The sequence below is a fragment of the Hungatella sp. genome (genome assembly GCF_046966825.1).
The window spans coordinates 1-25,157 of record NZ_JBKVCZ010000011.1; the positions used below are offsets into that span (position 1 = coordinate 1).

General features: G+C 50.8%; 21 protein-coding genes and 2 pseudogenes. 5 read left to right on the forward strand and 18 right to left on the reverse strand.

The window, feature by feature from the left end; genetic code table 11:
• The 3 genes and pseudogenes from ACLTD4_RS05355 to ACLTD4_RS05365 form a co-directional block, all read left to right on the forward strand.
• Positions 1–615 (forward strand): annotated as a pseudogene (locus tag ACLTD4_RS05355) (pyrimidine reductase); the annotation flags it as partial.
• 31 nt (positions 616–646) lie between these two features.
• Positions 647–1,942, forward strand: coding sequence for a purine/pyrimidine permease (locus tag ACLTD4_RS05360; RefSeq protein WP_025530101.1), 1,296 nt, complete (start codon positions 647–649; stop codon positions 1,940–1,942).
• 4 nt (positions 1,943–1,946) lie between these two features.
• Positions 1,947–2,684: an SDR family NAD(P)-dependent oxidoreductase gene (locus tag ACLTD4_RS05365; protein ID WP_025530099.1), complete on the forward strand. Its 738-nt coding sequence runs from the start codon at positions 1,947–1,949 to the stop codon at positions 2,682–2,684.
• A gap of 78 nt (positions 2,685–2,762) precedes the next feature.
• On the opposite strand, the gene ytvI is transcribed toward ACLTD4_RS05365, so the two are convergent.
• From ytvI to ACLTD4_RS05400, 7 genes are all read right to left on the reverse strand, one after another.
• Positions 2,763–3,857, reverse strand: a complete 1,095-nt coding sequence (gene ytvI, locus ACLTD4_RS05370) for a sporulation integral membrane protein YtvI (protein WP_117620851.1) — start codon at positions 3,855–3,857, stop codon at positions 2,763–2,765.
• A 447-nt stretch (positions 3,858–4,304) separates the two neighbouring features.
• Entirely contained in the window at positions 4,305–5,666 is a 1,362-nt protein-coding gene (locus ACLTD4_RS05375; RefSeq protein WP_117620852.1) for an amidohydrolase, read from the reverse strand.
• Positions 5,663–7,552, reverse strand: coding sequence for an adenine deaminase C-terminal domain-containing protein (locus ACLTD4_RS05380; RefSeq protein ID WP_243008257.1), 1,890 nt, complete (start codon positions 7,550–7,552; stop codon positions 5,663–5,665). The genes ACLTD4_RS05375 and ACLTD4_RS05380 overlap by 4 nt, the downstream gene beginning before the upstream one ends.
• A 314-nt stretch (positions 7,553–7,866) precedes the next feature.
• Positions 7,867–8,922 carry an ABC transporter substrate-binding protein gene (locus ACLTD4_RS05385; protein ID WP_002600803.1) on the reverse strand — a complete coding sequence of 352 codons (1,056 nt, stop codon included), beginning with the start codon at positions 8,920–8,922 and terminating at the stop codon, positions 7,867–7,869.
• A gap of 29 nt (positions 8,923–8,951) precedes the next feature.
• A complete protein-coding gene (locus ACLTD4_RS05390) occupies positions 8,952–10,010 on the reverse strand; it encodes an ABC transporter ATP-binding protein (protein ID WP_117620853.1) in 1,059 nt (352 codons plus the stop codon).
• A 47-nt stretch (positions 10,011–10,057) separates the two neighbouring features.
• A complete protein-coding gene (locus ACLTD4_RS05395) occupies positions 10,058–10,840 on the reverse strand; it encodes an ABC transporter permease (RefSeq protein ID WP_055657241.1) in 783 nt (260 codons plus the stop codon).
• Positions 10,833–11,666: an ABC transporter permease gene (locus ACLTD4_RS05400; RefSeq protein WP_025530094.1), complete on the reverse strand. Its 834-nt coding sequence runs from the start codon at positions 11,664–11,666 to the stop codon at positions 10,833–10,835. Before ACLTD4_RS05400 ends, ACLTD4_RS05395 begins: the two co-directional genes overlap by 8 nt.
• A gap of 169 nt (positions 11,667–11,835) precedes the next feature.
• On the opposite strand from ACLTD4_RS05400, the gene ACLTD4_RS05405 reads away from it, so the two are divergent.
• Both ACLTD4_RS05405 and ACLTD4_RS05410 read left to right on the forward strand, forming a co-directional pair.
• Positions 11,836–12,768 (forward strand): LysR family transcriptional regulator, encoded by a 933-nt coding sequence (locus tag ACLTD4_RS05405; protein ID WP_055657239.1) that lies wholly within the window; start codon positions 11,836–11,838, stop codon positions 12,766–12,768.
• Positions 12,769–13,241: 473 nt separating this feature from the next.
• Complete coding sequence (locus tag ACLTD4_RS05410; RefSeq protein WP_117620854.1) at positions 13,242–14,159, forward strand: ketopantoate reductase family protein; 918 nt, start codon at positions 13,242–13,244, stop codon at positions 14,157–14,159.
• 82 nt (positions 14,160–14,241) lie between these two features.
• Here ACLTD4_RS05410 and larE read toward each other — a convergent pair whose 3' ends face one another.
• The 11 genes and pseudogenes from larE to ACLTD4_RS05465 all read right to left on the reverse strand — a co-directional run bounded on the left by larE (position 14,242) and on the right by ACLTD4_RS05465 (position 25,121).
• Entirely contained in the window at positions 14,242–15,063 is an 822-nt protein-coding gene (gene larE / locus ACLTD4_RS05415; RefSeq protein WP_117620855.1) for an ATP-dependent sacrificial sulfur transferase LarE, read from the reverse strand.
• Positions 15,064–15,093: 30 nt separating this feature from the next.
• Positions 15,094–16,383 carry a nickel pincer cofactor biosynthesis protein LarC gene (gene larC, locus ACLTD4_RS05420; protein WP_117620856.1) on the reverse strand — a complete coding sequence of 430 codons (1,290 nt, stop codon included), beginning with the start codon at positions 16,381–16,383 and terminating at the stop codon, positions 15,094–15,096.
• Positions 16,384–17,127, reverse strand: coding sequence for a nickel pincer cofactor biosynthesis protein LarB (larB, locus tag ACLTD4_RS05425; protein WP_110321606.1), 744 nt, complete (start codon positions 17,125–17,127; stop codon positions 16,384–16,386).
• Positions 17,128–17,222: 95 nt separating this feature from the next.
• Entirely contained in the window at positions 17,223–17,822 is a 600-nt protein-coding gene (locus tag ACLTD4_RS05430) for an ABC transporter ATP-binding protein (protein WP_055660881.1), read from the reverse strand.
• Positions 17,785–18,768: an ABC transporter ATP-binding protein gene (locus ACLTD4_RS05435; RefSeq protein ID WP_117620857.1), complete on the reverse strand. Its 984-nt coding sequence runs from the start codon at positions 18,766–18,768 to the stop codon at positions 17,785–17,787. Before ACLTD4_RS05435 ends, ACLTD4_RS05430 begins: the two co-directional genes overlap by 38 nt.
• 88 nt (positions 18,769–18,856) lie before the next feature.
• Complete coding sequence (locus tag ACLTD4_RS05440) at positions 18,857–19,672, reverse strand: ABC transporter permease (protein ID WP_412331194.1); 816 nt, start codon at positions 19,670–19,672, stop codon at positions 18,857–18,859.
• A pseudogene (locus tag ACLTD4_RS05445) lies at positions 19,669–20,617 on the reverse strand (ABC transporter permease). The gene ACLTD4_RS05440 and the pseudogene ACLTD4_RS05445 overlap by 4 nt, the downstream one beginning before the upstream one ends.
• Positions 20,618–20,721: 104 nt before the next feature.
• The gene (locus ACLTD4_RS05450) at positions 20,722–22,401 is read right to left on the reverse strand and encodes an ABC transporter substrate-binding protein (protein WP_117620858.1); all 1,680 of its coding nucleotides are present in this window, start codon (positions 22,399–22,401) and stop codon (positions 20,722–20,724) included.
• A 585-nt stretch (positions 22,402–22,986) separates the two neighbouring features.
• Positions 22,987–23,946: an adenosine deaminase gene (locus ACLTD4_RS05455; RefSeq protein WP_117620859.1), complete on the reverse strand. Its 960-nt coding sequence runs from the start codon at positions 23,944–23,946 to the stop codon at positions 22,987–22,989.
• 66 nt (positions 23,947–24,012) lie between these two features.
• Complete coding sequence (locus tag ACLTD4_RS05460; protein ID WP_117620860.1) at positions 24,013–24,543, reverse strand: GNAT family N-acetyltransferase; 531 nt, start codon at positions 24,541–24,543, stop codon at positions 24,013–24,015.
• Complete coding sequence (locus ACLTD4_RS05465) at positions 24,540–25,121, reverse strand: VanZ family protein (protein ID WP_412331195.1); 582 nt, start codon at positions 25,119–25,121, stop codon at positions 24,540–24,542. Before ACLTD4_RS05465 ends, ACLTD4_RS05460 begins: the two co-directional genes overlap by 4 nt.
• Positions 25,122–25,157: the final 36 nt, after the last annotated feature.

A 25,157-nucleotide genomic window follows, 5' to 3' on the forward strand; every position in this document is an offset into this window, starting at 1 on the left:
GTTCACTTATACGATGTGGATTTAGAGCAGGCGAGAATTGACAACGGTCTGCCGCCGGTTCCGCTCAACATCATTTCCACGCTGGATGGCACCGATCTTCTGTTTGACCACACCATTTTCAAAAAGGACGAAGTTCCGAAGATGATCAACACCTCCCCTGTCGGCTGGGAAGTCGTCCGTGAAAAATGCCAGAACCCGATCTTCCTGGTTGGCCCCTACCACACCATGGAGGATGTGGACTTTGTTAAGCTTGACCGGCTGCTGGAAGAAAACAAAGGAAAGATTCCCGTCGTTGTCACCGGAGAGGGTGCCCAGACCGATTCCAACATCCTGTTTCGAATCCTGCGCCATATGGGAATCGAGCGTCTCTTGATTGAGACACCGGTATATACCCACCATCTGATGATGAACGGCCTGATGGATGAATTGTTCCTAAACTATGCCTGCATTTACGTGGGGGGCGGCGCCATGTCCATCGGTCTTCACTCAAAATCATGCACCTCAACGGACCATCCGCATACAAAGATGCTGAGCATTGTCAACGCAAAGGCATCGCCTGACCACTGGTTCTGCTTCCGCGAAGCGGTCATCCACGGTGTAAAGGGAAGGGAATAGAACGAACTGCAAAAAAGGAGAAAAGGAAACCATGAAAAATCAGTCAACCGTTAAAAACCTTCTGGGCGGACTCCAGTGGGCCCTTTATATGATTTCCACGGGTATCGTCATGCCCGTGGTCATCGGACAGAGCTATCACTTAAGCCCGTCGGATGCCAGCATGTACATCCAGGTTACGCTGCTGTGCATCGGCCTCGCCACCATCACGCAGGCGGTCTTCGGCCACCGCCTCCCCATCAACGAAACGCCCTGCGGCCTCTGGTTCGGCATCTTCACCATGTATGCCACCATCGGAGTCACGTTATTCGGCTCAGAATCGGAAACGCTTCGCGTTCTGGAATTCTCTCTGATCCTGTGCGGTGTATTCGGATTTATTCTGAATATGCTGGGCGTCATTGAGAAGCTGGAAAAGTATTTTACCCCCACCGTCGTCGGAACAAACCTGCTTCTTTTAGTGGCCCTGTGTTCGAAATTCTTCTTCCAGGCCATGACATCCGTCTACGGCGACGGTTACGGAATGAATTTGAAGGTGGTGCTCTGCTCCGTTGTCATCATCGTACTGACCTTTTTCCTGATGAACACCCGGTTAAAGGCCTATTCCGTCCTGATCAGTATCGTGGTGGGCTGGGGCCTCTACACGCTGCTGGGACTGTCCACCCCCTATGAGATGCCGTCACAGCTGGTGCGCATGCCGAGAATTTTCCCTTTCGGACCACCGCGGATTGAGCTGTCCATGATTATCACCTCGTTCTTATGCACCCTGCTGCTGGTCACAAATTTACTCAGCAGCATGAAGATCGCCCAGCAGATGGTCTCCCAGTATGATGAGGTGGCCACCGGGCGCACGAAACAGGCAGGCAACTGTTTTTCTTTTATCTATATCCTGCTGGGCTGTTTCGGTGTCACCGGACTGATCCCCACGTCGGAGGGCGGCGGCTTCGTCGTAAGCACCGGCATGACAAGGACGAAGCCCCTGATCATCGGCGGAATCATCATCGCGGCGATCAGCTTCTTCCCGCCGATCACCAGCCTGCTCTCCATGATACCGGAGTCGGTTGGCTATGCGGCCCTCTTCGTTCCATTCGTAAGCCTGTGCGGCTTCTCCATTGAATGCCTGGAGGGCGCGGAGGACAAGAAGAGCATGTATCAGACCGTAGGACTTTCGGTGCTGATCGGCATCGGAATCATGAACGTACCCGGAACCGGATTTACCATGGCACTTCCGGCGTTCCTGTCCACATTTTTAAGCAATGGCCTTATTGTTGGTACCATTATCGCATTGATTATGGAAGTAATCAGAATTCATAAAAAAGAAAAGGAGAATTGAAATTATGAGTCGTTTAGAAGGAAGAGTCGCAGTCATTACAGGAGCAGCATCAGGAATCGGAGCCGGCATGGTGAGACGCTGGCTGGAAGAAGGGGCCTGCGTGGTTGGCTGTGATATCAAAGACTCCATGCCTATAGAACACGAGCGCGCCGTCTATGTGAAGGGAGATTTAAGCAGGTATGAGGATGCCAAAAACGTGATCGACACCGCCGTCAAAACGTTTGGAAAGATTGATTCCATGGTGAACTGTGCGGGGATCGCCCTCCTCGGCGGTCTGGAGGACTTATCCGTGGAAGATATGCAGAAAGAATTTGCTGTCAACGTCTTCGGCATGTTTCACATCTGCAAGGCCGCTATCCCATATTTAAAGGAACAGAAGGGCGCTACCATCGTCAACATCGCCTCGGACTGCGCATTTAAGACCATGAAGGGCTGGATCGGCTACGGCCCCTCAAAAGCCGCTGTGATCCAGTTAAGCCGCTGTATCGCCATGGAATATGCGCCCGATGTCCGCTGCAATATCATCTGCCCTGGCATTACAGAGACTCCTATGATCACCTGCCGTTTCGAGACCGCAGAAGATCCGGCCGCCTTACGCGCCAGCTACGAGAACCAGTATCCGATGAAACGAATCGCCCAGGTTTCCGACATGGAAAACGCCGCCCTCTTCCTCTCCACAGAAGAAAGCTCGTTCATTACAGGGGAAACGATCTGCGTCAGCGGCGGCAGCCAGATGGAATAGGCAGAGTGTGAAATATATCATTCATAGCTAAATGTATCTAGTGGTCAGCCGTATTAAATTTTAATATACGGCTGATCCCTATTTAATCAAATGAATCGTCCCCTCATCATTCATTTTCTTCACAATGGTAGCGATAACCGGAAATGTAAAGATCCCCAGCACCCCGATCAGCTGCGCCCCCGCAAAAATACACAGCAGGGTGACAATCGGATGAAGTCCCACCTGCTGTCCGATCACCTTCGGTTCCAGAGTCTGCCTGACTATAGTGATAATCACATACAGAACAAATATCCCCACTCCGAGTCCTGTCTTCCCGATAATGCAGAGAATAAGCGCCCACGGAATCAGGACCGTTCCGGTTCCCAGTACCGGAAGGATATCGACCACAGCCACCAGAAATGCCAGCAGCAGCGGCAGCGGAATCTTCAGCAGCACAAATCCCAGATACAGCTCAGCAAAGGTAATCGTCATCATAAGGGCATAGACCCGGAGAATCTTCCAGATCGTCGTTCTCGCCCCCGCCGCAGTCTCCGCAATCATCTTCCTCTGCTCCTCTTTAAACTGCCGCAAAACAAAGTCCCAGATCCGGTCATAATCGATTGTGAAGAAAAAGGACGAAATAATCGTAAATATCGTCTGCACCAGAATCGCAGGAAATCCCACGATCCAGGAGGCCCCCCAGCCGATCAGAGTGCCTGACACGGTCATAATCCCGCTCTGCAGGGCATTTTCCAGGCTGGCGGACATCTGACTCACCCAATCCTGATATTCCGGGAAGCTTACCACGATCCGTTCAAACAGAATTCCCAGTTCCGGCTCTATCACCTCCACATAAAACTGAGGCAGCTTTCCGGCCAGGTTCTGAATAAAGGTAACGACATGGCTCGCGGAAAACAGAGCCGCCAGCACCAGCAGCCCATAAAATACCAGAAGTACCACGATCGACACCAGCGCACGTTTTCCTCCTGTCTTCTCACACAGCTTTCCGATCAGCGGCGACAGCACGGCCGCCACCGCAAGTCCTAAAATAAACGGGAAAAACATGGGAACAAACCGCTTCATCACAAAGAGAAAAATCCCTCCTAAAATGATAAAGTAGATAAAATTCGTTATAAACCGTTTCCTGCCTTCCATCCTGCGTTTCTGTACTGCACTTTCCTTACTCTCTTCCATATTTGGATATCCTTCCCTTCCTCATGCATCTTATTATGATTTTGTCCAATTCATGCACAAAAAGGCACAACCTGCCATAAAAAATGCAGGCCATGCCTTTTCTTATCATTTTTATCTCTGCGTCGCTGTCGGCGTGGTTCATTGTTTCCTCTTATCGTCATAGTTTGAGCAGGCGTCTGCATGTCCACCACTTGATGGGGTATGCCGGACCGAAGCCTGCATCTGACGTTACTGTTCACTCCGTGAACAGCAACACGCTTCGCGATTCACAGAAACGGCAAAAACACCGTTTCGCGCTGCTGTCCTCGGGTTTTCTGTGACTTTCGCTGCACTGCACTCACAAAAAACGCCTCGCGGGATACTGCCAGTGATCAATAACCATCTGACGCCATTATAGAAACAGAAAACCCTTTCGTCAAGCGAACTTAAGGAAGCTTAACGACATCTTTACAGAGAAAACAGTACTTCCTCCGCAAACGCAGTCTTCGCCATCTTTCCTGCCAGTTCCCCTCGTAAAACCTCCATGCTCTTTAAAGCCAGCTTCCCATCCTTTACAACGCACGTCCCTTCCACAAACACCATGTCCACATTGGAGGGGCCGGCGCTGTAGACCAGAGCCGAATAAGGATCGTAGATGGGGAACATATTGGCGGAGCGGGTCTCCACCAGAACCAGATCCGCCCGTTTTCCCACTTCAATGGAGCCGATCTTCTGTTCCATATGAAGGGCCTTCGCGCCCCCGGCCGTAGCCATCTCCACCACCTGCCATGCCGGAAATGCACTCCGGTTCCTCGTCTCATTCTTATGGAAGTTGGCAAACAGCTTCATCTGCGTAAAAAGGTCCAGCGTATTGCCGCTGGCCGGCCCATCAGTGCCGAGTCCCACTAAAATCCCCAGCTCCCGCATACGGCTGACCGGAGCGACGCCCTTGGCCGCCTTCGTGTTGGAACCGATACAGTGAGCTACCGAGGCTCCCCTCTTTGCAAACAGCTGCAAATCCGCTTCCGTCATCTGGATGCAGTGTGCAGCCAGCGTATGTTCCCCCAGGACTCCCAGGGAATCCAGATATCCCGCCGGAGTCTGTTCAGAAGTCTTCCGGAAATAATCCATCTCATAATCCATTTCCGCCGTGTGAAGGCTGAAGGGAGCCCCAAACGCATCGTCCAGCTTCCACGCTGCCTTAAGGAGGCCGGCAGAGCAGGTAGTCGTCCCATGCGGCGCCACACAGGCGGAAATCCTGGAGTGGCCCTGGTACTTCTTCATAAGGCTCTCCCCATAGGAAAGCGCCTCATACGGGTCTTTAAAATCACAGGCTTCCTCTTCCATTATGGTTTCTCCCGCGATTCCACGAATCCCCATCTCATCCATGGCACGTGCAGCCTCCGCCTCGAAATAATACATATCAAAAACTGTGGTGACCCCGGCCAGCAGCATTTCCGCCGCGGCATATTTCGTAGAAAGATAGACGAGCTCGGCATCCATGGCCCTCTGTTCCATAGGCAAAAGAAATACTCTCAGACGGTCCTTGCAGTCGTCGCCCAGCCCCCGAAACGGTATCATCCCCATATGCGCATGAAGGTTTACCATACCCGGCATGAGGATTCCGCCCTTCCCGTCGATCAGACGAAGACTTTCCCCTGTTTCATCTTCTGTTTCATCGTCCGTTTCCTCCGCAATCAGCGCCTCCAGCATATCCATCGTTCCAACCGCGGTGATCTCTCCGCCTTTCCATGCGGCAAACCCGTGTTGTATCACTTCACGCGTTTCATTCATCGTCACCACGGCTACATTCGTAATAATTGTACTCACTGTTCCACTACCTTTTCTTCCTGTATCTGAAATGCTTCTACCAGAGGAATTTTTCTCTGGCTCTTCACATCGAACATACCCTGATCGCTTAACTTGAGCTCCGGAGACACCAGAAGAGACAGTGTGGAAATGGACATAATGACATTATTGTTCACATAACCCATTCGCTCGATCTCTCCCCTCACAGCCCTGATCTCTGCCGCCAGCTCCGGAAGGCTCTTATCAGATATAATTCCGCCCACCGGCAGTTTGGCCGCTGCTGTCACCCTGCCGCCGCTCGCCGTCACATAACCGCCCTGCATATGCACCACCTCATTCTGTGCCAGAACCATATCTTCCACAGAATTCCCCAGCACCAGCAGATTATGGCTGTCATGGGACCACGTAGTCGCCACGGCCCCTTTCTGCTCCAGCGCGTGTTCCACGAATCCCCACGAGACGTTTCCATTTTTCCCATATCTCTCGAAAACAGCAGCCAGGCACAGCCCCGCCTCCTGCCAGCAAAGGTTTCCGTCCTGTACAGGAATTTCTCTCTGCACATGCTTTGCCCTGGTTCCAAAGGTCTGAATCTGCATCACATTCACCACAGCGGTTCCAGACAGTTTTTGTACCTCACTCCCGCTTGGCTTCCCGGACAAAGCCTCTTCCCGGCACTCATTCCGACACTCTTCCTTCCAGAAATCAGCAACCGGCAATATAAAATCCGATGCCAGTGCCAGCCTGCACTTCACCGAACTGTAAAAATGGTCAGGAAACCTTCTTTTCAAACGTTTTCCCACGCCCTCCGCCGCCGCGTCCACACAGCGCTTTCCGTCTTTAAAAACCGCTTCCGGCACAAAGCTTTCCAGATCTGGAAGAACGACGAAATCCGCCTTCTTCCCCGGCGCGATGATTCCCCTGTCGTCGAGATGCATTCTCCTGGCCGGAGTAAATGTAGCCAGATAAATTGCTTTCTCTGCCGGCATCCCCTTCTCCATCGCCAGCCTGACAATCCGGTTCAAGTGTCCTTCCATCAACCGGTCAGGCATCGTATCATCGGTTACCAGTGCAATATTTTCATAGAGCTGCTTCCGTTTTACCACTTCCACGACTTCCTCTTTTAAAGATTTCTCCTGCAATTCCAGAAACATCCCCATATCTGTCTTCTCCAGAATCGATTCCGCCGTCTGTTCCGTATGATCCGCATCCACGCCTGCTCTGATAAACGCCGCTAAATCTCCGCCTGACAGCCCCGGACAATGCCCTTCAATTCTGATTTTTCTGCCGCATTCCCCGCAGACTTTCAGAAAGCTTTTACTCTTTGTATCCCCTTCTGCCACCAGATCTTTAAAGTTCATCACTTCCCCGAGACAAACCACCCGCTCATCCCGCAGAAGCTCCCGAAGTTCCTTTTCCCCAAACTCCGCCCCTGATGTCTCCATCTCTGTTCTGGTAGCCGGAACGCTGGACGGAATACCATAAAAAATATCCAGCTCCGTCTCCTCTTCCATAAAACTTAAAATCCCTTCGACTCCAAACACATTGGCAATCTCATGGGGATCCGCCACCACAGTTGTGACTCCAAACGGCACCACGGCCCGCGAAAATTCCTCCGGATACGTCATCGAGCTTTCCACATGCATATGAATGTCCACCAACCCGGGAATCACGAACTTCCCGGTCCCATCAAAGACCGACTCCGTTTCCCATTCCCCGCGCCGTGCTCCTACCCGCTGCTCCGAATCTTCCACAAAATCAGAAACAGGAGAAACGTCAAAAAACTTTCCTCCTGTCACTGCAATATCCATCCGTTCAAAGCACTGCCTGAAAGTCCGATAAACCCAGGCATTCTCTATCACCAGATCCACTTTCACAACCACAACACCTCCGTCATTCCCGTTAGCCAAAATTCTCCAATTATCCCGATTTTACCCCTCAGCCCACTTTTTACTTTCCTTCTCTCTGTTTATCCGGCTTTTTTACAGCCTCGTTATCTTTCAAATCCTTTATCTCATCAATATTTTTCGCCGCCCGCCATCTCCCACAGATCCCCTTCGTTCACAAATTTCTAATGCCGCCTGCCCCAGCGGACTTTTCACAACCTCGCCGGAAAGCGGGCGTGGGGGACGCGGGCAGGGAACGGGCAAAGCTCCCGCGCCCGCTTTCCTCAGCCCCCTCCGCAAAGTCCGCGTCCCTTCGCCATCACCCAAAAATTTTCGAACTAAGAATTAATAATCCGATTCCACTGATCAATCCACTCTCCCAGTATCGGATTCACAAACGAATAATCAATCACCTTCGCGTTCTCCGCCGCATCGCCATACGTCATATTCGCGGACTCTTCCTCTGTAAATGCCACCTGGTTATTTGTAGGCGCCTCATTCAGCGCTTTTCCTGTCTTGGTCTGGAGTTCCTGGCTCAGTCTGTAATTGATGTACTCATAAGCCAGTTCCTTATTTTTCGAGTTCTTCGTAATGCTGATCGTATTAAAGTTCGCGTATGTCACATCAGGAGTCACGTAGACGAGGCTCTGATCCGCCGCCTGAATCGTCGGCACGCCGAAATCACCAACAATGGCCGCAGAGATTTCGCCGGATGTAAACATATTAATCAGGTCCGAAGACTTTGCATACGTCTTCACGATATTCGGTTTCAGTTCCTTAAGCGCTTCAAAGGCCGCGGCTCCCTGATCTGCTGTCACGTCCGCCCCTTTGTAATCACTCGCCATATACACCATGGCCGGTCCAAAGGTTGTGGTGATATCCGGAATCGCGATCCGTCCCTCGAGTCTCGCATCCCAAAGGTCATCAAAGCTCTTTATCTCAAATCCCACATCCTCCGGATTGTACATGATACCGATGCTGTTGATGGTATAAGCGACACCCTGTCCCGCTTCCGCCATCTTCTTCGCAGCGCCGATCAAATACTTGCTGTTTTCAATTTTGCTTAAGTCGATCGGCTCGAATAAGCCTTCCTCGATGCCCTTCGCTGTCATGGCCTGAGACAGCTCGATCACATCAATGACTGTTTCCGAGTCTGCCGACAATTTTGTATAACGTTCGTTGGTGCTTCCTGTCTCTGTTACAATTTTGCAGCCAAATTCGTCCTCGAACGGCTTATAGACTTCCTCCTCGGATATATCCTCGCTGAGCCCATAAGTGGAGAGAATCAGTTTCTTCGTACCCTCGTCATTTTTTCCGCCCTCTGCAGAATTGGAGCTTCCACAACCGGTCAGCGCCAGCGCTGCGCAAAGAGACAATGCAATGATTTTCTTCATAATAATAGTACCTCACTTTTCTCAATTATTTATTTACTGTTACGGTTTACTAAAATCAGTTTTTCTTCCGGCAGGTACAGGCGAATCACCTGGCCCTCTTCATACGATTCATCCGCTGTTCTGTTCACCAGGAATTTTCCGGCTGCGGTATTTACCTCATACTGATAGCTCTTTCCCAAAAAGGTGCGCACCCCCACAGATCCGGTCAGCACATTTACGGTCCTGTTTTCTGTATCCACCAGAATATCTTCCGGTCTGATCGTTCCGGTAACCGTTTCTTCGGACGGAACCGTCCCATGAGCCGTCTTCACGGAAAATGCCTCCCCTCCGTCTGTATGGTAAATATCCCCGCCCTTATGAAGCGTAAGGAAATTCTCAAAACCGATAAACCTCGCCACAAACTCCGTCTCCGGCCTGCTGTAAATGTGCTCCGGTGTGTCATACTGTTCGATCACACCGCGGTTCATAACAGCTACCTTATCTGAGATGGAGAAGCACTCCTCCTGGTCATGGGTGACGAACAGAGTGGTGATTCCCAACTGCTTCTGAATCCGTTTGATCTCCATTCTCATATTGATGCGCAGCTTGGCATCTAAGTTGCTGAGCGGCTCATCGAGCAGCAAAAGCTTTGGCTCGATCACCAGCGCCCTGGCAAGAGCGACTCTCTGCCGCTGTCCGCCGGACATCTGCTGTGGAAAACGGCTCGCGAATTCCGTGAGTCCGCACACCTCAAGAATGTTCTTCACCTTTTTGTCCATTTCCGCCTTGTCCAGCTTCCTGATTTTCAAACCAAACGCCACATTATTATAGACTGACAAATGAGGAAACAGCGCATAACTCTGAAATACGATACCGAAATTTCTCTTATGCACCGGCACCTTTGTTAAATCCGCTCCATCCAGAGAGAAGATTCCGCCCTGCGGTTCAATAAATCCGGCCACCACCCGGAGCGTCGTCGTCTTGCCGCAGCCGCTGGGGCCTAAGAGAGATACCAGCTCGCCCTCCTCTACCTCCAGATTCAGTCCCTTTAAAACCTGTTTTTTCTTATCATAACAGACATCAATATCCTTAAGTGTCATAAATGCCATCGTTTTTTCCTCCTCATTATAAGCACTCCGCGTGCCCCGCTTTCCTGCTATTTTGTCAGCGCAGCGATTCCCAGCGTCTTATCTACAATTACCATAATGATGACCGTGGCCGCCATTAAAAGCACAGATACCGCCGATACGGTCGGGTCATAATTATATTCGATATAATTCATCAGGGTTGCCGGGAACGTGGATACCCCCGGACCGGAAAGAAACATGGATACCGGAATATTATTGAAGGAATTGATAAACGCAAGCATAAAGGCCGCAGAAATTCCCGACGTGATATTCGGAAGCACCACCTTGAAAAATGCGGAAATCTTGCCGCAGCCCAGGCTCCACGCTGCTTCCTCCACCGAGAAATCAAACTGGTCCAGACTCGATCCTACCACCCGGATCACATATGGAAGCGTCACCATGAAATGGCCTGCCAGAAGTCCCGCATACACCGGAATTCTCAACGACAGCACAAGAAACTGGTAAAGCACAAAACCGATGACAATACCCGGAACAATGGTAGGCGACAGGAACACCGACTTTAAGATCCCTTTTCCCCTCATCCCGGATCTGGCCAGCGCGTAGGCCGCCGGAATTCCCACCAGAAGAGCGATAAAGGTAGCCAGAAACGCAATCTCCAGGCTCGTTAAAAACGATTTCCGGAAGGATTTCAGAGAGAAGACATTGAGAAACCATTTCATGGAAAATGACTCAATCGGGAAAGTTATGGCATTTCCCCCGCCAAACGCCGTCACGGTGATGATGATGAGCGGTATAATCAGAAATGCAAATACCAGCACCGCAAAAATCGTGAGCAGTTTATTCTTACGCATGGCTTCCTCCTCTTCTGTCCAGCCTGTTTGCCAGAGCGTTAAATCCTTTGATGACAATCAACGTCACAATAATCATAATCAGGGATATAACCGCCGCTCCATTCCAGTCACCCACAGTCATGGCGCGCTGGTAAATAAAGGTCGACAGCACCATATTTTTATTGCCGCCCAGCAGCTGCGGTGTGGTATAGGCTGTCAGCGTTCCGGTAAACACGAGGATACCGCCTACAATAATTCCCGGAAGGCTCATGGGGAAAACAACCTTCAGAAACGCGGTAAACCGGTTGGCACCCAGGCTCTGAGCGGCTTCCATCATATCGTCCCCAATGTTCTCCATGACACCAGCCACCGTAACGATCATCAACGGAAGGAATAAGTAAACAGAACCGATGATAATGGCGAAATCGGTATATAATAACTTCACCGGTTTATCCGCAAATCCCGCGGCCATCAGAAATCGGTTCATGATCCCATTGCTTCCCAGAATATTGATCCATGCGAAGCTTCGGATGACAGAATTTGTCATCATCGGGAAAATGGAAACTGCAAGAAGGATTCCCCGCCATTTTCTGCTGCACCGGCTGATAAAATACGCGGTCGGAACACCTGCCGCCATACATGCCGCCGTCGTAATAACCGCTACCTTCACGGTCCTTGCGAATATCTTCAGATAATACTCGTCCAGGAAAAAGTCCACGTAAGAGCTTAACGGATACTCACCGGCAAAGAGCGTGGGGACCAGAACCTTCAAAAGCGGAAGAAACAGACACACCACCAGGATGACAAGTCCGGGCACCACCATAACAAATGCACTACTTTTCTTCATCTCGACCTCTCCAAATTCTTTTTTATTTATTAGTTTAGTTAATCCAATGATGTACATTTATTATAAAATGTGATATACTGTACGTCAAATACATATAATCTATATTTTTTATGCAGTAAAGCTATAATTTCCCATTGATCCATTTTCTTTCACCCAGGAGGAGCCCGCCATGGAATTAAAAGAAGCCCGCTACATTCTCGCCATCGCCCGCCACAAGAGCATCAGCAAGGCGGCCGAGGCCCTGTTCATCTCCCAGCCTTCCTTAAGTAAATATTTAAAAAATTTGGAGCAGCAGCTTGGAACCCGCCTGTTCGACCGGATTGGAAACGGCTACTTCCCTACCTATGTGGGCGAGCGCTATCTCCATTACGCGGAGAAAATCGTGGAATACGGCCTGGAATGGGATACAGAGCTTGATGATATTATGCACCAAAACCACGGCCGTTTAAACATTGCGATTCCGATCATGCTTGGCAACAGCATAATCGGCCCCACTCTGCCGCGTTTTCACAAACAATTTCCCCACGTAACAGTAAATATGATGGAAGAAGTCAATTTCGTCGCGGAGCACACCTTAAACGACCATACTGTGGATTTAACCTTCTATAATGTACACGAATATCCCAGGGATTTAGATTATCAGATTCTCGGAAAGGAAGAGATGGTCCTGGTACTCTCCGCTTCCAGCCCCGCGGCCTCAAAGGCTGTGGAGAGAGAAGGCTTCAAATACCCATGGCTGGATTTACGGCTGCTTGCGGAAGAAGACTTCATCCTCCTCTATCCCGACCAGAATACCGGAGGCATTGCCCTGAAACTGTTTTCCGAATATGGAATGGAACCTCATATCCTGATGCACACCCGCAACAGCGAGATGTCCATCCGCCTGGCCATGGAAGGCATGGGCGCGGCCTTCGCACCGGAGAGCTATTACCATTATTTAAAGAAACAGTCCAGTTCTCCCTGTGCATGCTTTTCTATAGGAAATAAAAAAATCGAAAACACCCTGATCGCCGCTTATCAGAAAAACCGGTATCTGCCCCAGTATGCGAGGGTTTACCTGGATATGATACGGGAGTATTGTAAGGGAAATATTGTAAGATAAAAAGAGAGAGTGATTTGTCGAAAATCAAAAGGGGCTGCAATAAAAACTGCCATTGATTTTACCTTGTTTTTATGTTAAAATAACTTTGTATAATTGTATAATGGTCAGAGGATAGTCTGATGGTTTCCTTCGGAAATATGCGAAGGAGGATATGTGGTATGAATACACTTGAAGTGTTGACACTGGTGCTGGTTATCTTCACAGCACTGGCCTACATAGATAATCGTCAGAATAGAAAATAGCTATCCTCTATTACCAGTAGAGGATAGCTTGTAACTATAAATTACTCAGTTATCCGAAGTTTTGATCATCAGACACCACAAATCTTTTGATCACTTCTAAGTACATTATACCCGAGGTACTTGTATTTTACAAGTACCTTTTTGGATTTTATCCATATTTTTACCGTTTCTGTTTTACTTATGATACCTCCAGTGGTATGATAAATAAAATCGCTGTAAGGGAGGCAAATCATGAAAGAAATACAGACCACCGCCATCGTCGGCATGGGCGCGCTAGGCTTATTATACGGAAATCAGATAGCAGCAGAGCTCGGGACATCTGCCGTCCGTTTCATTGCAGACAAAGACCGGATTAAAAAATACAAGGAAATGAATTTTACTGTCAACGGGGAGCGCCGTTCCTTTCCGGTTGAGGACTGTGAAACGGCTGCCCCTGCTGATTTTATAATCGTTGCAGTCAAATACAACGCGCTTCCCGCTGCTTTGGATACCATGAAACACTGTGTAGGGCCGGATACCACCATCATCTCTGTCATGAATGGGATCAGCAGCGAGCAGATAATCGGAGAACGATACGGTCACGAAAAAGTACTCTACTCCATCGCCCAGGGCATGGATGCCATGAAATTCGGAGCCGCCCTGACCTACACAAAATTCGGAGAACTGAGAATTGGTGTCCGGACACCGGACCAGGCTGACCGCTTAAAAGCCATGACTGACTTCCTGGACAGGGCGAAGATCGCCTATGTGGCTGAAGACGATATCCTGCACCGCCTGTGGGGGAAATTCATGCTGAATGTCGGTGTAAACCAGACATGCATGGCGTACGAGACCACCTACTCCGGCGCCCTGACGCCAGGCGAAGCACACGATACCATGGTAGGCGCCATGCGTGAGGTCATTGCCCTTGCTAAAGCGGAGCATGTCAATCTGACAGAACAGGATTTAGAGGATTACATCAGACTGCTGGAGACACTTTCCCCCGACGGTATGCCGTCCATGCGGCAGGATGGGCTTTCGCACCGCCCTTCGGAGGTGGAAATGTTTGCCGGAACCGTAGGCCGCATGGCTAAAAAACATGGCCTCTCTACACCTGTCAACGACCGGCTGTATGAAAGAATTAAAGAAATGGAAGCGCAGTACTCCTGAGGATTGTAAAAAATGAAGCAATAAGACCGTGTATCCCGGCTGGTATTGATTGGCCAGCAGATACACGTTCTTTTGACTTACATCACTTTTCGATTTTTAAATCCATACTCCCAGACCGAAAGCCCTCCAGATCCAGAGTGATATATAGAAATCCCAGTTCCTTTAGGCCTCTGATTATCTCATCCTTAATTTCCAGTACCCTTAAGAAGGCATTACCGTCTACCTCAATCCGCACAATGTCACCATGCAGACGCAGACGTACATTGCCGTCAATCTGTGCTCTCAAGCGTGCCTCACCTTGCGCAATTCTTTCCAGCACCCCATAATCAATATCCGTATCATAAGGTATTCTGGTTGCCATACACGGTGTAGACGGCCGGGAAGCCACAGAGATTCCATATTCTGCCGCCAGCTCCTTTACCTCCGCCTTCGTTATATGCAGTTCGGCCAACGGGCTGATAATCTCCAGTTCCTTCAAGGCCTGGATTCCCGGGCGGTAAACGTGCAGATCGTCTTCATTCGTCCCGTCAAGGATAATCCGGACGCCCCTCTGTACTGCAAAATCCCTGAGTCCCTGAAACAAATGGCGTTTACACAGATAACAGCGGTTTACCGGATTATGGCGGATTTCCTCCTGTTCCAGTTCATCTACCGTAATAACCTCATGAATTCCGCCCAGCTCCTTCGCCACACGGCTCGCAATCTCTAAATCACAGGAAGGATGAAGCCTGCTGTCGAAGGTCACCGCGTAGACTTTTGTCCCATTTTCCCTGGCCGCATCCGACGCCGCCTTTAAAAGGAGGCTTGAATCCACACCACCGGAAAATGCAAGGCAGATGTCTTCTTTTCCATACTGCGCCATTGCGCTTTCCAGCTGTCTTTTCTTTTCTTCTGTCCGTGTCATTGTAATCTCCCGTCTTTCCTGTCAATTTGCTTACTGTCGGCAGAACAAATCTTCTGCAGCTTTTCTGATCTCGCAGTATACACTTTGGAAATCCGCGCCTGTCTCTCTGCAGATGGCACGCACACTCTCATATTCCGGATAACAGAACGTTTTCTCGTTTCTGGTACAGATTTTGACCGAGGCATTACCAAACCGGGTCTCGACTTCTGCCTTCCTTCTCTCCAAAATAGTTCTGGAAACCGGGTAGCGGCGTACACCTATTGTCGTCGTATGTACAAAGATCAGATCTTCCATCTTTTCGATGTCATTTTCCATGCAGAGCGTGGAGAGCAGATAGGCCGGCCGGTTTTTCTTCATGTAAATGGGCGTGTTCCACACATCCAGCGCTCCTGCGGCGAACAGTTCTTCCATCACAAATCCCAACATTTCACCGCTGCAGTCGTCTACATTGGTCTCCAGCACCCAGGCCTGGTCTTTCTCCTCTTCATCCGTCTCAAGAAGCATGGCGCGCAGTACATTGGCATGAGCGAAATCCTTTTTACCAGCCCCCATGCCAGTCTTTACGATTCTGCAGGAAGCAGGCAGTTTTTCTCTCGTCCGGACCGCCGCCGCGATGGCTGCTCCCGTAGGCGTCACCATCTCCCCCTCCTGATCCGTCAGCCGCAGTGCAAGGCCGTGAGCCGCTGCAATATTAGCCGTAGCAGGCACCGGTACCGGTATCACTCCGTGCTGACACCGGATCTGGCCGTGTCCCTCCGCCAGCGGAGATACCACTACGTCCTTTACTCCCAGGTTGTCGAGGCAGACTGCCACACTGATGATATCGACGATAGAATCAATTGCCCCCACCTCATGGAAATGGACTTCATCGATGGGAAGGCCATGCGCTTTCGCTTCCGCCTCCGCCACAATAAGAAACATATTTCTGGCCAGTTCCTTTACTTCTTCCTTGGAATCCAGGCGCTCAATAATCCTGTAAATATCCGAAAGATTCCGGTGGATGTGTGAATGGGAATGTCCATGGCTGTGAGAGTGCGTATGCTCATGATCATGGGAATGGCCTTCCACGTGCTCATGATCATGCCCATGGCTCTCTTCACACTCATGTTCATGCCCCTCTTCCTCCAAATGCACATCAAAATCATATGCATCCAACCCGCATTTCACCGCCCTGCCAAAATGGAGATGGTATCCCTCCACGCCCAGGCTTCCGAGTGCCCGCTCCAAAACTTCTCTGTCGGCGCCAAGATCCAAAAGTGCTCCGACTGTCATATCTCCGCTAATTCCCGAATTACATTCCAAATACAGTATTTTCCCCATTTATTTCACCGCCAGTCTGTTTATTTGTGTTGCCAGATAACCTGCGCCGTATCCATTATCGATATTTACCACGGAAATCCCGTTCGCGCAGGAATTCAGCATGGTCAGTAGGGCTGAAACTCCGTGGAAGCTGGCGCCGTAACCGACTGATGTCGGAACCGCAATCACAGGGCAGTCCACCAGACCGGCCACTACCGTTCCCAGGGCCCCCTCCATTCCGGCCACCGCAATGATACAGTTTGCCTTCATGAGACGATCTCTCTGTGACAACAGGCGGTGGATTCCCGCCACGCCCACATCATAGATCCGGTCCACCGCACAGCCGAAATATTCCGCCGTCTGGGCTGCTTCCTCCGCCACCGGAATATCCGCGGTCCCACCGGTACACACCGCCACGCAGCCCTTTCTTTCCTTATCCTTTTTCTCCACCTTCAGAATTCTGGACACCGCATCGTATTCGATCTCCGGCACCACCTCTTTCACCAGAAGAAACTGTTCCGCAGACGCCCGCGTTCCCAGAACCTCACCGTCCCGCTCATAAAACCGCTTCATAATCTCCACCAGATATGGATCCGGCTTTCCCTGACAGAACACGGTCTCTCCAAACCCGGAACGCAGCTTCCTGTGATGATCCAGTTTGGCATATCCCAGGTCCTCATAGGGAAGATCCTTTAAAAGTGCCTCTGCCTCTGCCACATCCATCACTCCACTGCTCACACGTTCCAACACCTTTTTTACATCCATCGCAATTGTATCCTTTCTCCTTTTATTGTTTCCGCTGTGCAGCATTATTCTAGTGCCGCCGAACCTGGTGCCGCCGACCCCAGTGCCGCCCTGCACTACAGTCTCAGCATTTTCGTACAGATCCGTTCCAGCAGCGCATCCGAATGACTCACCGCCAGAAGGCCGATTTCTCTGTTCTTCACTTCCTCCAGTATGAAATTCCACAGCTGGCTCTGGGTAATTAAATCCAGCATCGTGCTGATCTCATCCGCCAGAAGGAACCGCGTTCTCTGTCCCAGTGCCCTGGCAATGCAGAAACGCTGGAGCTCGCCGCCGGACAACTCCGAAGGGTACCGGTTAAGCCAGTCCGGCTCAATTCCCAGGCCGTCCATAATCCTCTGTTCCACCTGGTCCCCCTCTTTTAAAACCTCTCCCATCTTCCACCTGGGATTGACCGACAACTCCGGATGCTGCCATATCATCTGCACCGGGCAGTACCCCTTCCAGTCTGAAAGCGGCTTTCCATCCAAAAGCACTTCACCGCTGTCCGGCTTCTCATATCCCGCCAGAATCTTGCAGAATGTCGTTTTTCCGAACCCGCTGGGTGCAATGAGCCCCAGACGATCCGTGCTTGTAAGCGTCATGCTTAAATTGTTTAAAATCTGCCTGTTTCCATTGTCATATCGAAAAGAGAGCGCTCTCGCCTCCAGCTTCATATCTTCCGTTCCCTCCTTCCACGGCTTTCCGGCATCTCACCATGCCTCCGCGAAGACTCGTATATTCCACCTCTTTGCCGCAGCTTACATCTGCCAGTTCACACCGGGACGCATACGGACATCCGGACAAAAATTCCTTTCCATAAGGCTGACTGCCGGAAACCGGGACGAAGCCGTGCTGCGGCATAGCGCGGAACAGTGCCTTCGTATAGGGATGGCGAAGTCTTTCTTCCTCCTCAAAATCAGCTACCGGAGCCTCCTCCACATTGGTTCCCGCATAGAAGACAACAATCCGGTCGGCCGCCTCTAAAGCTAGTTCCAGATCGTGGGTGATCAGGAGGACTCCCGCCCCCTCGTCTGCAATCTCCCGAAAATGAGAAAGCACCCGTTTGGCCGCTTCCATATGAAGTCCCGGCGTAGGCTCGTCTGCAATGACCAGTCTCGGTTTTTCCATCACCGCTGTGGAAATCAGCACACGCCTCGTCATACCCCCGGAAAGTTCAAACGGATACAGTTCCTCCGTCTCCTTTCCAAGTCCATAGCGTGCCAGAACCTCCCTGCATTTCCTTCTGGTTTCCGAATCCTTTTTGCCTTTCCTCACAGATGCTCCCGCCTTCATAAGCGGATCCAGATAGGAAACACTCTGAGGGACAAGAACGATCTCCCTGCCGCGCAGGGCTCTTATTCTCTTCTCCGTCAGCTCCATCCCGTCATAATCAATGCGCCCTCCGGTCACGGCGTTATACGGAAGGATTCCCAGCACGGCGTGGGCCAGGAGGCTCTTGCCCGAACCACTGGAGCCTACCACCGCCACCATTTCCCCTTCCTTCACCGTAAGACTCAAATCGCGAATCGCGGGAAACTCAATCTGGTGAAAGCCCCTTTCATACTGGGTGAATTTCACCGATAAATGTTCCACGGACAGAACCGTTTTTCTCTCTTCCATCGAACCTCTTCCATCCTTTCAATTAATTCCCGCGAGCAGCGAGCCAGGCGGACGCGCTTGCGGATCCATCTGACTCTCGCCGGATATTTCACTGATGTGCGTGTGCCGGATCCAAAAGCTGGCTGATGGTACTTCCCATAAAATGAAACAGCAGCACCACAAAGACCAGAAACAATCCCGGGAAAAAGGCGAGCCACCATTTTCCCATAGCGAGATATTTCATGCTTTCCGACAATATGACGCCGATGGCCGGCTGTTCCGGAGACAGTCCAAAGCCCAGAAATGTAATGCTGGCTTCGTGCAGGATCGCATGGGGAAACATCAGAACCAGCCCAACGAACAGCTGCGGAATCAGATGAGGCGTCATATGTTTCAACGCAATGGTAAGCTTTCCCTGTCCCAGTTTTTCCGCTATCTTTATGTACTGGCTCTGCTTCAGCTGCAGAACCTCTCCGCGGATCAGGCGTGCAAGGGAGGTCCAGTGCGTCAGCGCAATTCCGGTCACAACACCCCAAAATCCCTTTCCCAGTGCAAAGGATATGAGCACCAGCAAAAGGATATGAGGAATTCCCATAACCAGATCGATGAGCCCAATGATCAGGCCAGCCGCGATTTTCCCCATGGTCGCGGCCAGAATTCCCATGAGAAATGCAATCACCGCGCTGATGGCCGCCGTCAGAAGTCCGATCCGTATGCTCATGGAAAGTCCCGTTATGGTACGGACAAACATGTCTCTTCCCATCCAGTCCGTTCCAAATGGATAAGAGAGACAGGGCGCCAGATTCTTTCTGGAAAAATCCGTCACCATGGCAGCCTCCGAAAGGAGCTGGCCTGCCACCGTAATTGCCGCCAGCATCAGAATCGACAGGCCCGCGAGAAAAATTGTCATCTTCCTCCTGTTCATGCCTTTGCCCTCCCTCTTCTGATTCTTGGATCCACGACACCGTAAAGCACATTGGCGGTGAAATTCCCTGCAAATACAATCGCCGCGCTGATCACGGTAATTCCCAGAAGCAGCGGAACATCTCCTCCCAGTCCGGCCGTCACAGCCGCCTGTCCGATTCCCGGATAAGAGAATACCTGCTCCACCAGAACGGAGCCCCCGAAAATTTCACTGATCGAGGCAAACTGCAAAGTCATGGCAGGCAGTATGATATTGCGGAGACCGTGACGCAGAATAATCTGCCCCCCGGACTCGCCTCTTGCCTTTGCAAACAGCACGTAATCGCTTTCCATGGCCTCGGCCATCTTCTCCCTGGTATGCAGTATGATGTTAGACAGTCCGGTAATGGAAAGCGTCAAAGCCGGCAGAATACCATGAGCGATTCTGTCGGAAACAGTAACTCCGGCGGCCTCCACTCCGATCGGAACACTGAAACCGATCGGAAGCACCTTCAGCCATACGGCGAAGATCATGAGCAGCACCAGCGCCAGCCAGAATGCCGGTGTGCTGGCGGTCACCAGCGCGTACCCGGTAATCACCTTATCCACCGTCTTTCCGCGGTTCGCCCCCGCCGCCACTCCGAGCAGCAATCCTGCCGCACCGGATATCAGCCAGGCAGTTCCCATGAGCCACAAGGAATCCTTCAGCTTCACTGAGATCACATGGGCCACCGGCTGACGGTAAAGCGAGGATGTCCCCATATCACCCCGAAAAATCCATGGCCCAGGAGACAAACCGCTTAAGCGGCGGGGTATTCATCCCCCAGTATTCCTCCAGCTTCGCAATCTGCTCCTGGCTCATGGATCCCAGCGCAGTCTGCCCTACATTCGTCTTAAGCGGATCAAGAGGAGACGCCGACACCAGGAAAAAGGCCGCCGCACTCACCAACAGCAGAAGTACTGCCATCCGTATTAAATTTTTTAGAATAAACCATGGCACACTTTTTTCCAATGCCGTACGCCTCCTGAATTTCCTTTTACTTTTATTTTATTTTCTTTTACTCTTACTGCTTACTTCCAGCTCCACTGATCCACGTTATTTACAATAGACCATCCGTGACCGTGAGGATGCAGCTTCTGCTCTGCCACAGCCAGATCAGATTTCGCCCAGTAAAGGTGATCAATATTGACGAGCCAGATCCACGGAATATCGCCCTGTTCCGTAATACCGGTCTCTCCGTCCCACTGCGCTTTCTTCCACAGCTCATAAGACTCCTCGAGGCTGCTGCTTGCCAGTGCTTCATCCATATAGCGGTCCACGGATTCATTGCCGTATGGAGAGTATTCCGCCAGCCCTGTGTCCTTCATGGTGTGGTAAATATTATAAAGCTCCATCGGCGTATGTGCTCCCCAGCCCCACATCAGCGGTTCTGCCTGCGCGCGGTCATAGGCGGTATCCCAGCCCACGCCTTCAGTCTTTACGTCGATGCCGATCTCCTTCAGCTGGTTTGCCGTATCTGCGGCAAGAGCCTGTCTCACAGAATCCCCGGCCGGATACATCAGCGTAAAGCCAGCCTTTTTGCCGTCCTTTTCCCTGATTCCGTCATTTCCTTCTGTCCATCCGGCTTCCTCTAAGAGCGCCTTCGCGCCATTTGCGTCATACTTTGTTTCTGCCGCGTTATTGTACCACGGCATCTTGTCGCAGACACTGTAGGCCGGGCTTCCGTAACCACTCAACACATTTTCAATCATCTCGTCTCTGTCGATAGCGATATTGATGGCCCGTCTCACACGCACATCTGAGGTAAAATCGTTGCCAATGGGATTTCCGTTGGCATCGCTGCCTCCCGCTGCTATAGCCGGAAGATTGAAGCCGCGGTTGTCCACTGTCTCGAAGGAAAGCAGATCATAGCCGGAAATGGTCTGATCCGAATAAGAAGCCGCAGTATAGGCAAGATCCACCTGTCCGGACTGCACCGCCGCAAATGCCGCGTCCTCTTCCATAAACAGCACAGTCACCTTTTTCATCTTCGGCGCTTCCCCGTAATAGTCGGGATTTGCCTCAAATATCACCTGCTGTCCTCTGTCCCACTGCTTCATTATATAGCGGCCGGAACCGATCGGGTGCTCTCCGTAATCAGCGCCATACGCATGCTCCGGAACGATTCCCACGATTGCCATGGTATACGGCCAGATCGAATAGGCCCGTTTCATGTGGAAAACCACGGTCGTGTCGTCCACCGCCTGGACGGAGTCCAGCATGGTAAAATCATTGACTGAGCTCGTACTCTTCAGCGTATTATATGTAAATGCCACATCCTTCGCAGTCAGCTTCTCTCCGTCGGTAAAGGAGACGCCATCCCGAATCTTCACGGTCCAGGTAAGTCCGTCATCGCTGACGCTCATATCTGTAGCAAGGTCGTAATCAATCTTTAAATCCGCTGTCGTCACGGTCAGCGTACTCTGAATCAGCGGCTCATGCACGTGTTCTCCCGCACCCCAGCCATAAGCCGGGTCAAATCCCGCCTCCGGCTCCGAGCTGGGCCCCATCACCACGATTACGCTGTCTTTACCCGCGCCTGTTCCTTCGGTCTTACTCTCTGTACCGCCCGCCGCACTCTGCTCCGTGCGCTCTTCCTTTCCTTCCGTCCCCGTTGCTTCCTGACTCTTACCGGCACTGCATCCAGTAATCACAATCGCTGCCGCAGCCAATAAAACCGCTGTTTTCAGTTTCCATCCTCTTTTTTTCATCTTTCTTTCCCTTCCTGTTTTCTGCCGGCAAAGGCTCATAAAATATAACAGACCAAGCATAACAGGAGATGCAGCAGCGGTTTTAGATACGGCGTAAGGCCTTTGGCGCAGACGTTTTCGCGTACTATCCTAAAGGAATGATCTGCAAAATAAAAATACCAGGTTCAGGCGTACTCCTTGGGAATACTCATACCTTCCTGGTATCTGATCATCATTCTATTCACTTCTGCTCTGCTGACCGGTACCCCGGTTACTGCGATTCCTATATCGGTTGTATTGTTATAAACTTCCGCTATTGTACCGTTACGCAATCATACTATTATTTCAATCAACATTCTGAGTCCAGAGTGCAAAAAACAGAAATTGTCATATTTCATCCGTAACGTAGTATTGTCATATTTTATCTATATTTGCTTTCATCCAATGCCATGCATTTCTTATGCCTGCAACCATTCTGTTTCAGGGTGGTGACTTCAGTCAGCCGTTATAGAAAGTATACGAAAAAAGAGGGAAAACGTCAATCATATTTCACGCAAACGTTTGATGAAAATTTGTGTTCTCCCTCCGTGTATAAATGTTCCTCATTCAGCCCACAGGCCGCAGCCCGCACACCCTGATCTCATCTAATTCCTCTGCCAGAAGGGTACCGTGATCATAGAGCCGCTGATACTCCTTCGATACATCGCTGTCAAACATCAGCACATCGTCGGAATTAATTGTCACTTCGATCCCCTCCCGGTAGAGAGTCTTAATCGGATGCTCCTCGTAGGTAGCCACCCGCCCCAGCTTCCGGTTGCTGGTTGGCGTTATATTAAGCCTGATCCGGCGCTCTGCGAGATACTGCATCACCTCTTTCGAGTTCACAGCTGCGATTCCATGCTGAACCTCATCAAGATGAAGGAGTTCCACACCAGTCCTGATATCTTCCGCCGTTCCCCACTCTCCGATATGCGCCTTCCGTACAAGATGATTTTCTTCCGCCTTCCGGTAAACAGGCACAAAATTTTCAATCGGCTGGGCCATCTCATCGCCATACAAATCGATTGAATAGAACTCCGGCCGTCCCCAGAACGGTTCCAGCTGTTCCAGCAGCCATTTCACCGGACAGTGCCTCGAAAGCCCGATTACAAGCCGCAGTTCAAGATCAGGCGCATACTGGTCCCGTGCCGATAAAAATGCCTCTGTCAATCCATTCACATCATGGCCAAAGTACTGCCCCAGCCCCCATACGTCCTCTCCAATCTCCAGGACTGTGACGCCGTCTTCCCTGGCCTGAACAAACGCCGCCTCAATGAGGAAACGCCGCCCTTCCCCGCTTTCAAAATACTTTCCAATATACTCCTGATTCCAGCGGTCCATCTCCTGCATCGATTCCAGAATGCCTTCCAGCGCAGGAATCACGAGCCCCTTTCTTTCACGAATAAAGGCCCTGCTGCCTCCCAGCACAAAATGATTATGTAAGTCCGCTTTCGGAATCTGCTTCACCCGCTCTGTATCCCCATCCTTTAACGCCTTTATAAAGGCTTCCGACCATTTATCACCCATACCCGAACTTCCATTTCTATTTATTATTATCATCCGTCAAATGATCATCCATCAAATGATGATCCGTCAATCCAGACCTTCGCTCCTGTCGCGTAAAAATATCTCCCGCTGATAACCGCCATACTTCAACGCAGTTTTTACCGGTTTAAAGCCCTGCTTGATGATATTCTGCCTGCTGTACCGGTTTTCCGGATGCACCGTGCACATAAAATAACGGTATCCCTGTTCTGCCAGTTCCTGCTCCGCGTGCTGCATCAGCCTTTTCTGGAGGCCTGCACCGCGGTACTCCGGAAGAATTGCCACGGAATCCATATGAGCCACCAGCATAAGCTCCGATTCCGGAAGGCCAATATCTCGCCCCAGATTTTCCTCGGAATCCCCGGGAAATGTCGTAAGTAAAATTCCAGCCACCGCGCCCGAGGGCTGATGAATCGCCTTATAACCGACCCCGTTGCTGTATTTCAGCATTTCGTATGTGTACTCCGCATTATCGGCCGCAAACCACTCCTTCTGCTCCATCGCCTCATATACTTCCTGAATAATGGAGGCAAAAAGCTCATAATCCTTCTCCTCCGCCTTCACAATCTCAAATGTCATTTCGTCTCTCCTTTAACCTGCATACCAGTTGTCTCTCTGACCCGAAATCCCGGGATCCACAGCGGTCTGTATCTTCTCATCAACCAAAATACGCCATAGCCCAGAACAGCGCCCAGCGTGTTGAGCCACAAATCATCGATATCCGTCCCCCTCGCCTGGGGCAGCTGACAGATTTCCACCGTAAGCGAAAAAAAGAAGCCCGCAAAAGCCGCTTTCTTTAAGGACTCCCCTTTCCAGAGGAGCGCTGCGAAAAAGCCCGCCGGCATGAACATCACGATATTGCCTGCTATATTAATCATGGGATAAATCCAGTTTCCGTCTGACAGGGCTTTCCACGAATCCACAATAATGCGGAACGGAATCAGATTGATCCTCGAAAATCCCTTCAGCCCCACAAAACCGGTAAGCCCGCCATCCGCGCTGCGCGGAATGACAGTAATGGATGCCAGCCCCGCCATAAAGAGCAGAAAGCACCACAGTCCTGCCTCATGACATACTGTGGTGCTCCTGTGACTCTTACGCAGCATCCGCACAGCGATTAAGCGGACGATCCATATGACCGGTACCGCATACGCCATGTAAGGCGCCATATTCCTTATGTATGTCAAAACAGT

Coding starts and splice junctions, on each gene's coding strand:
- ACLTD4_RS05395 (WP_055657241.1), bottom strand. CDS start 10,840: ATGCGTAAGAATAAACTGCTCACGATTTTTGCGGTGCTGGTATTTGCA.
- ACLTD4_RS05410 (WP_117620854.1), top strand. CDS start 13,242: ATGAAAGAAATACAGACCACCGCCATCGTCGGCATGGGCGCGCTAGGC.
- ACLTD4_RS05440 (WP_412331194.1), bottom strand. CDS start 19,672: ATGAACAGGAGGAAGATGACAATTTTTCTCGCGGGCCTGTCGATTCTG.
- ACLTD4_RS05405 (WP_055657239.1), top strand. CDS start 11,836: ATGGAATTAAAAGAAGCCCGCTACATTCTCGCCATCGCCCGCCACAAG.
- larB (WP_110321606.1), bottom strand. CDS start 17,127: ATGGATGTAAAAAAGGTGTTGGAACGTGTGAGCAGTGGAGTGATGGAT.
- ACLTD4_RS05465 (WP_412331195.1), bottom strand. CDS start 25,121: ATGGCGTATGCGGTACCGGTCATATGGATCGTCCGCTTAATCGCTGTG.
- ACLTD4_RS05390 (WP_117620853.1), bottom strand. CDS start 10,010: ATGGCATTTATGACACTTAAGGATATTGATGTCTGTTATGATAAGAAA.
- ACLTD4_RS05365 (WP_025530099.1), top strand. CDS start 1,947: ATGAGTCGTTTAGAAGGAAGAGTCGCAGTCATTACAGGAGCAGCATCA.
- ACLTD4_RS05455 (WP_117620859.1), bottom strand. CDS start 23,946: ATGGGTGATAAATGGTCGGAAGCCTTTATAAAGGCGTTAAAGGATGGG.
- ACLTD4_RS05460 (WP_117620860.1), bottom strand. CDS start 24,543: ATGACATTTGAGATTGTGAAGGCGGAGGAGAAGGATTATGAGCTTTTT.
- ACLTD4_RS05450 (WP_117620858.1), bottom strand. CDS start 22,401: ATGAAAAAAAGAGGATGGAAACTGAAAACAGCGGTTTTATTGGCTGCG.
- ACLTD4_RS05400 (WP_025530094.1), bottom strand. CDS start 11,666: ATGAAGAAAAGTAGTGCATTTGTTATGGTGGTGCCCGGACTTGTCATC.
- ACLTD4_RS05385 (WP_002600803.1), bottom strand. CDS start 8,922: ATGAAGAAAATCATTGCATTGTCTCTTTGCGCAGCGCTGGCGCTGACC.
- ACLTD4_RS05430 (WP_055660881.1), bottom strand. CDS start 17,822: ATGAAGCTGGAGGCGAGAGCGCTCTCTTTTCGATATGACAATGGAAAC.
- ytvI (WP_117620851.1), bottom strand. CDS start 3,857: ATGGAAGAGAGTAAGGAAAGTGCAGTACAGAAACGCAGGATGGAAGGC.
- ACLTD4_RS05360 (WP_025530101.1), top strand. CDS start 647: ATGAAAAATCAGTCAACCGTTAAAAACCTTCTGGGCGGACTCCAGTGG.
- larE (WP_117620855.1), bottom strand. CDS start 15,063: ATGACACGGACAGAAGAAAAGAAAAGACAGCTGGAAAGCGCAATGGCG.
- ACLTD4_RS05435 (WP_117620857.1), bottom strand. CDS start 18,768: ATGGAAGAGAGAAAAACGGTTCTGTCCGTGGAACATTTATCGGTGAAA.
- larC (WP_117620856.1), bottom strand. CDS start 16,383: ATGGGGAAAATACTGTATTTGGAATGTAATTCGGGAATTAGCGGAGAT.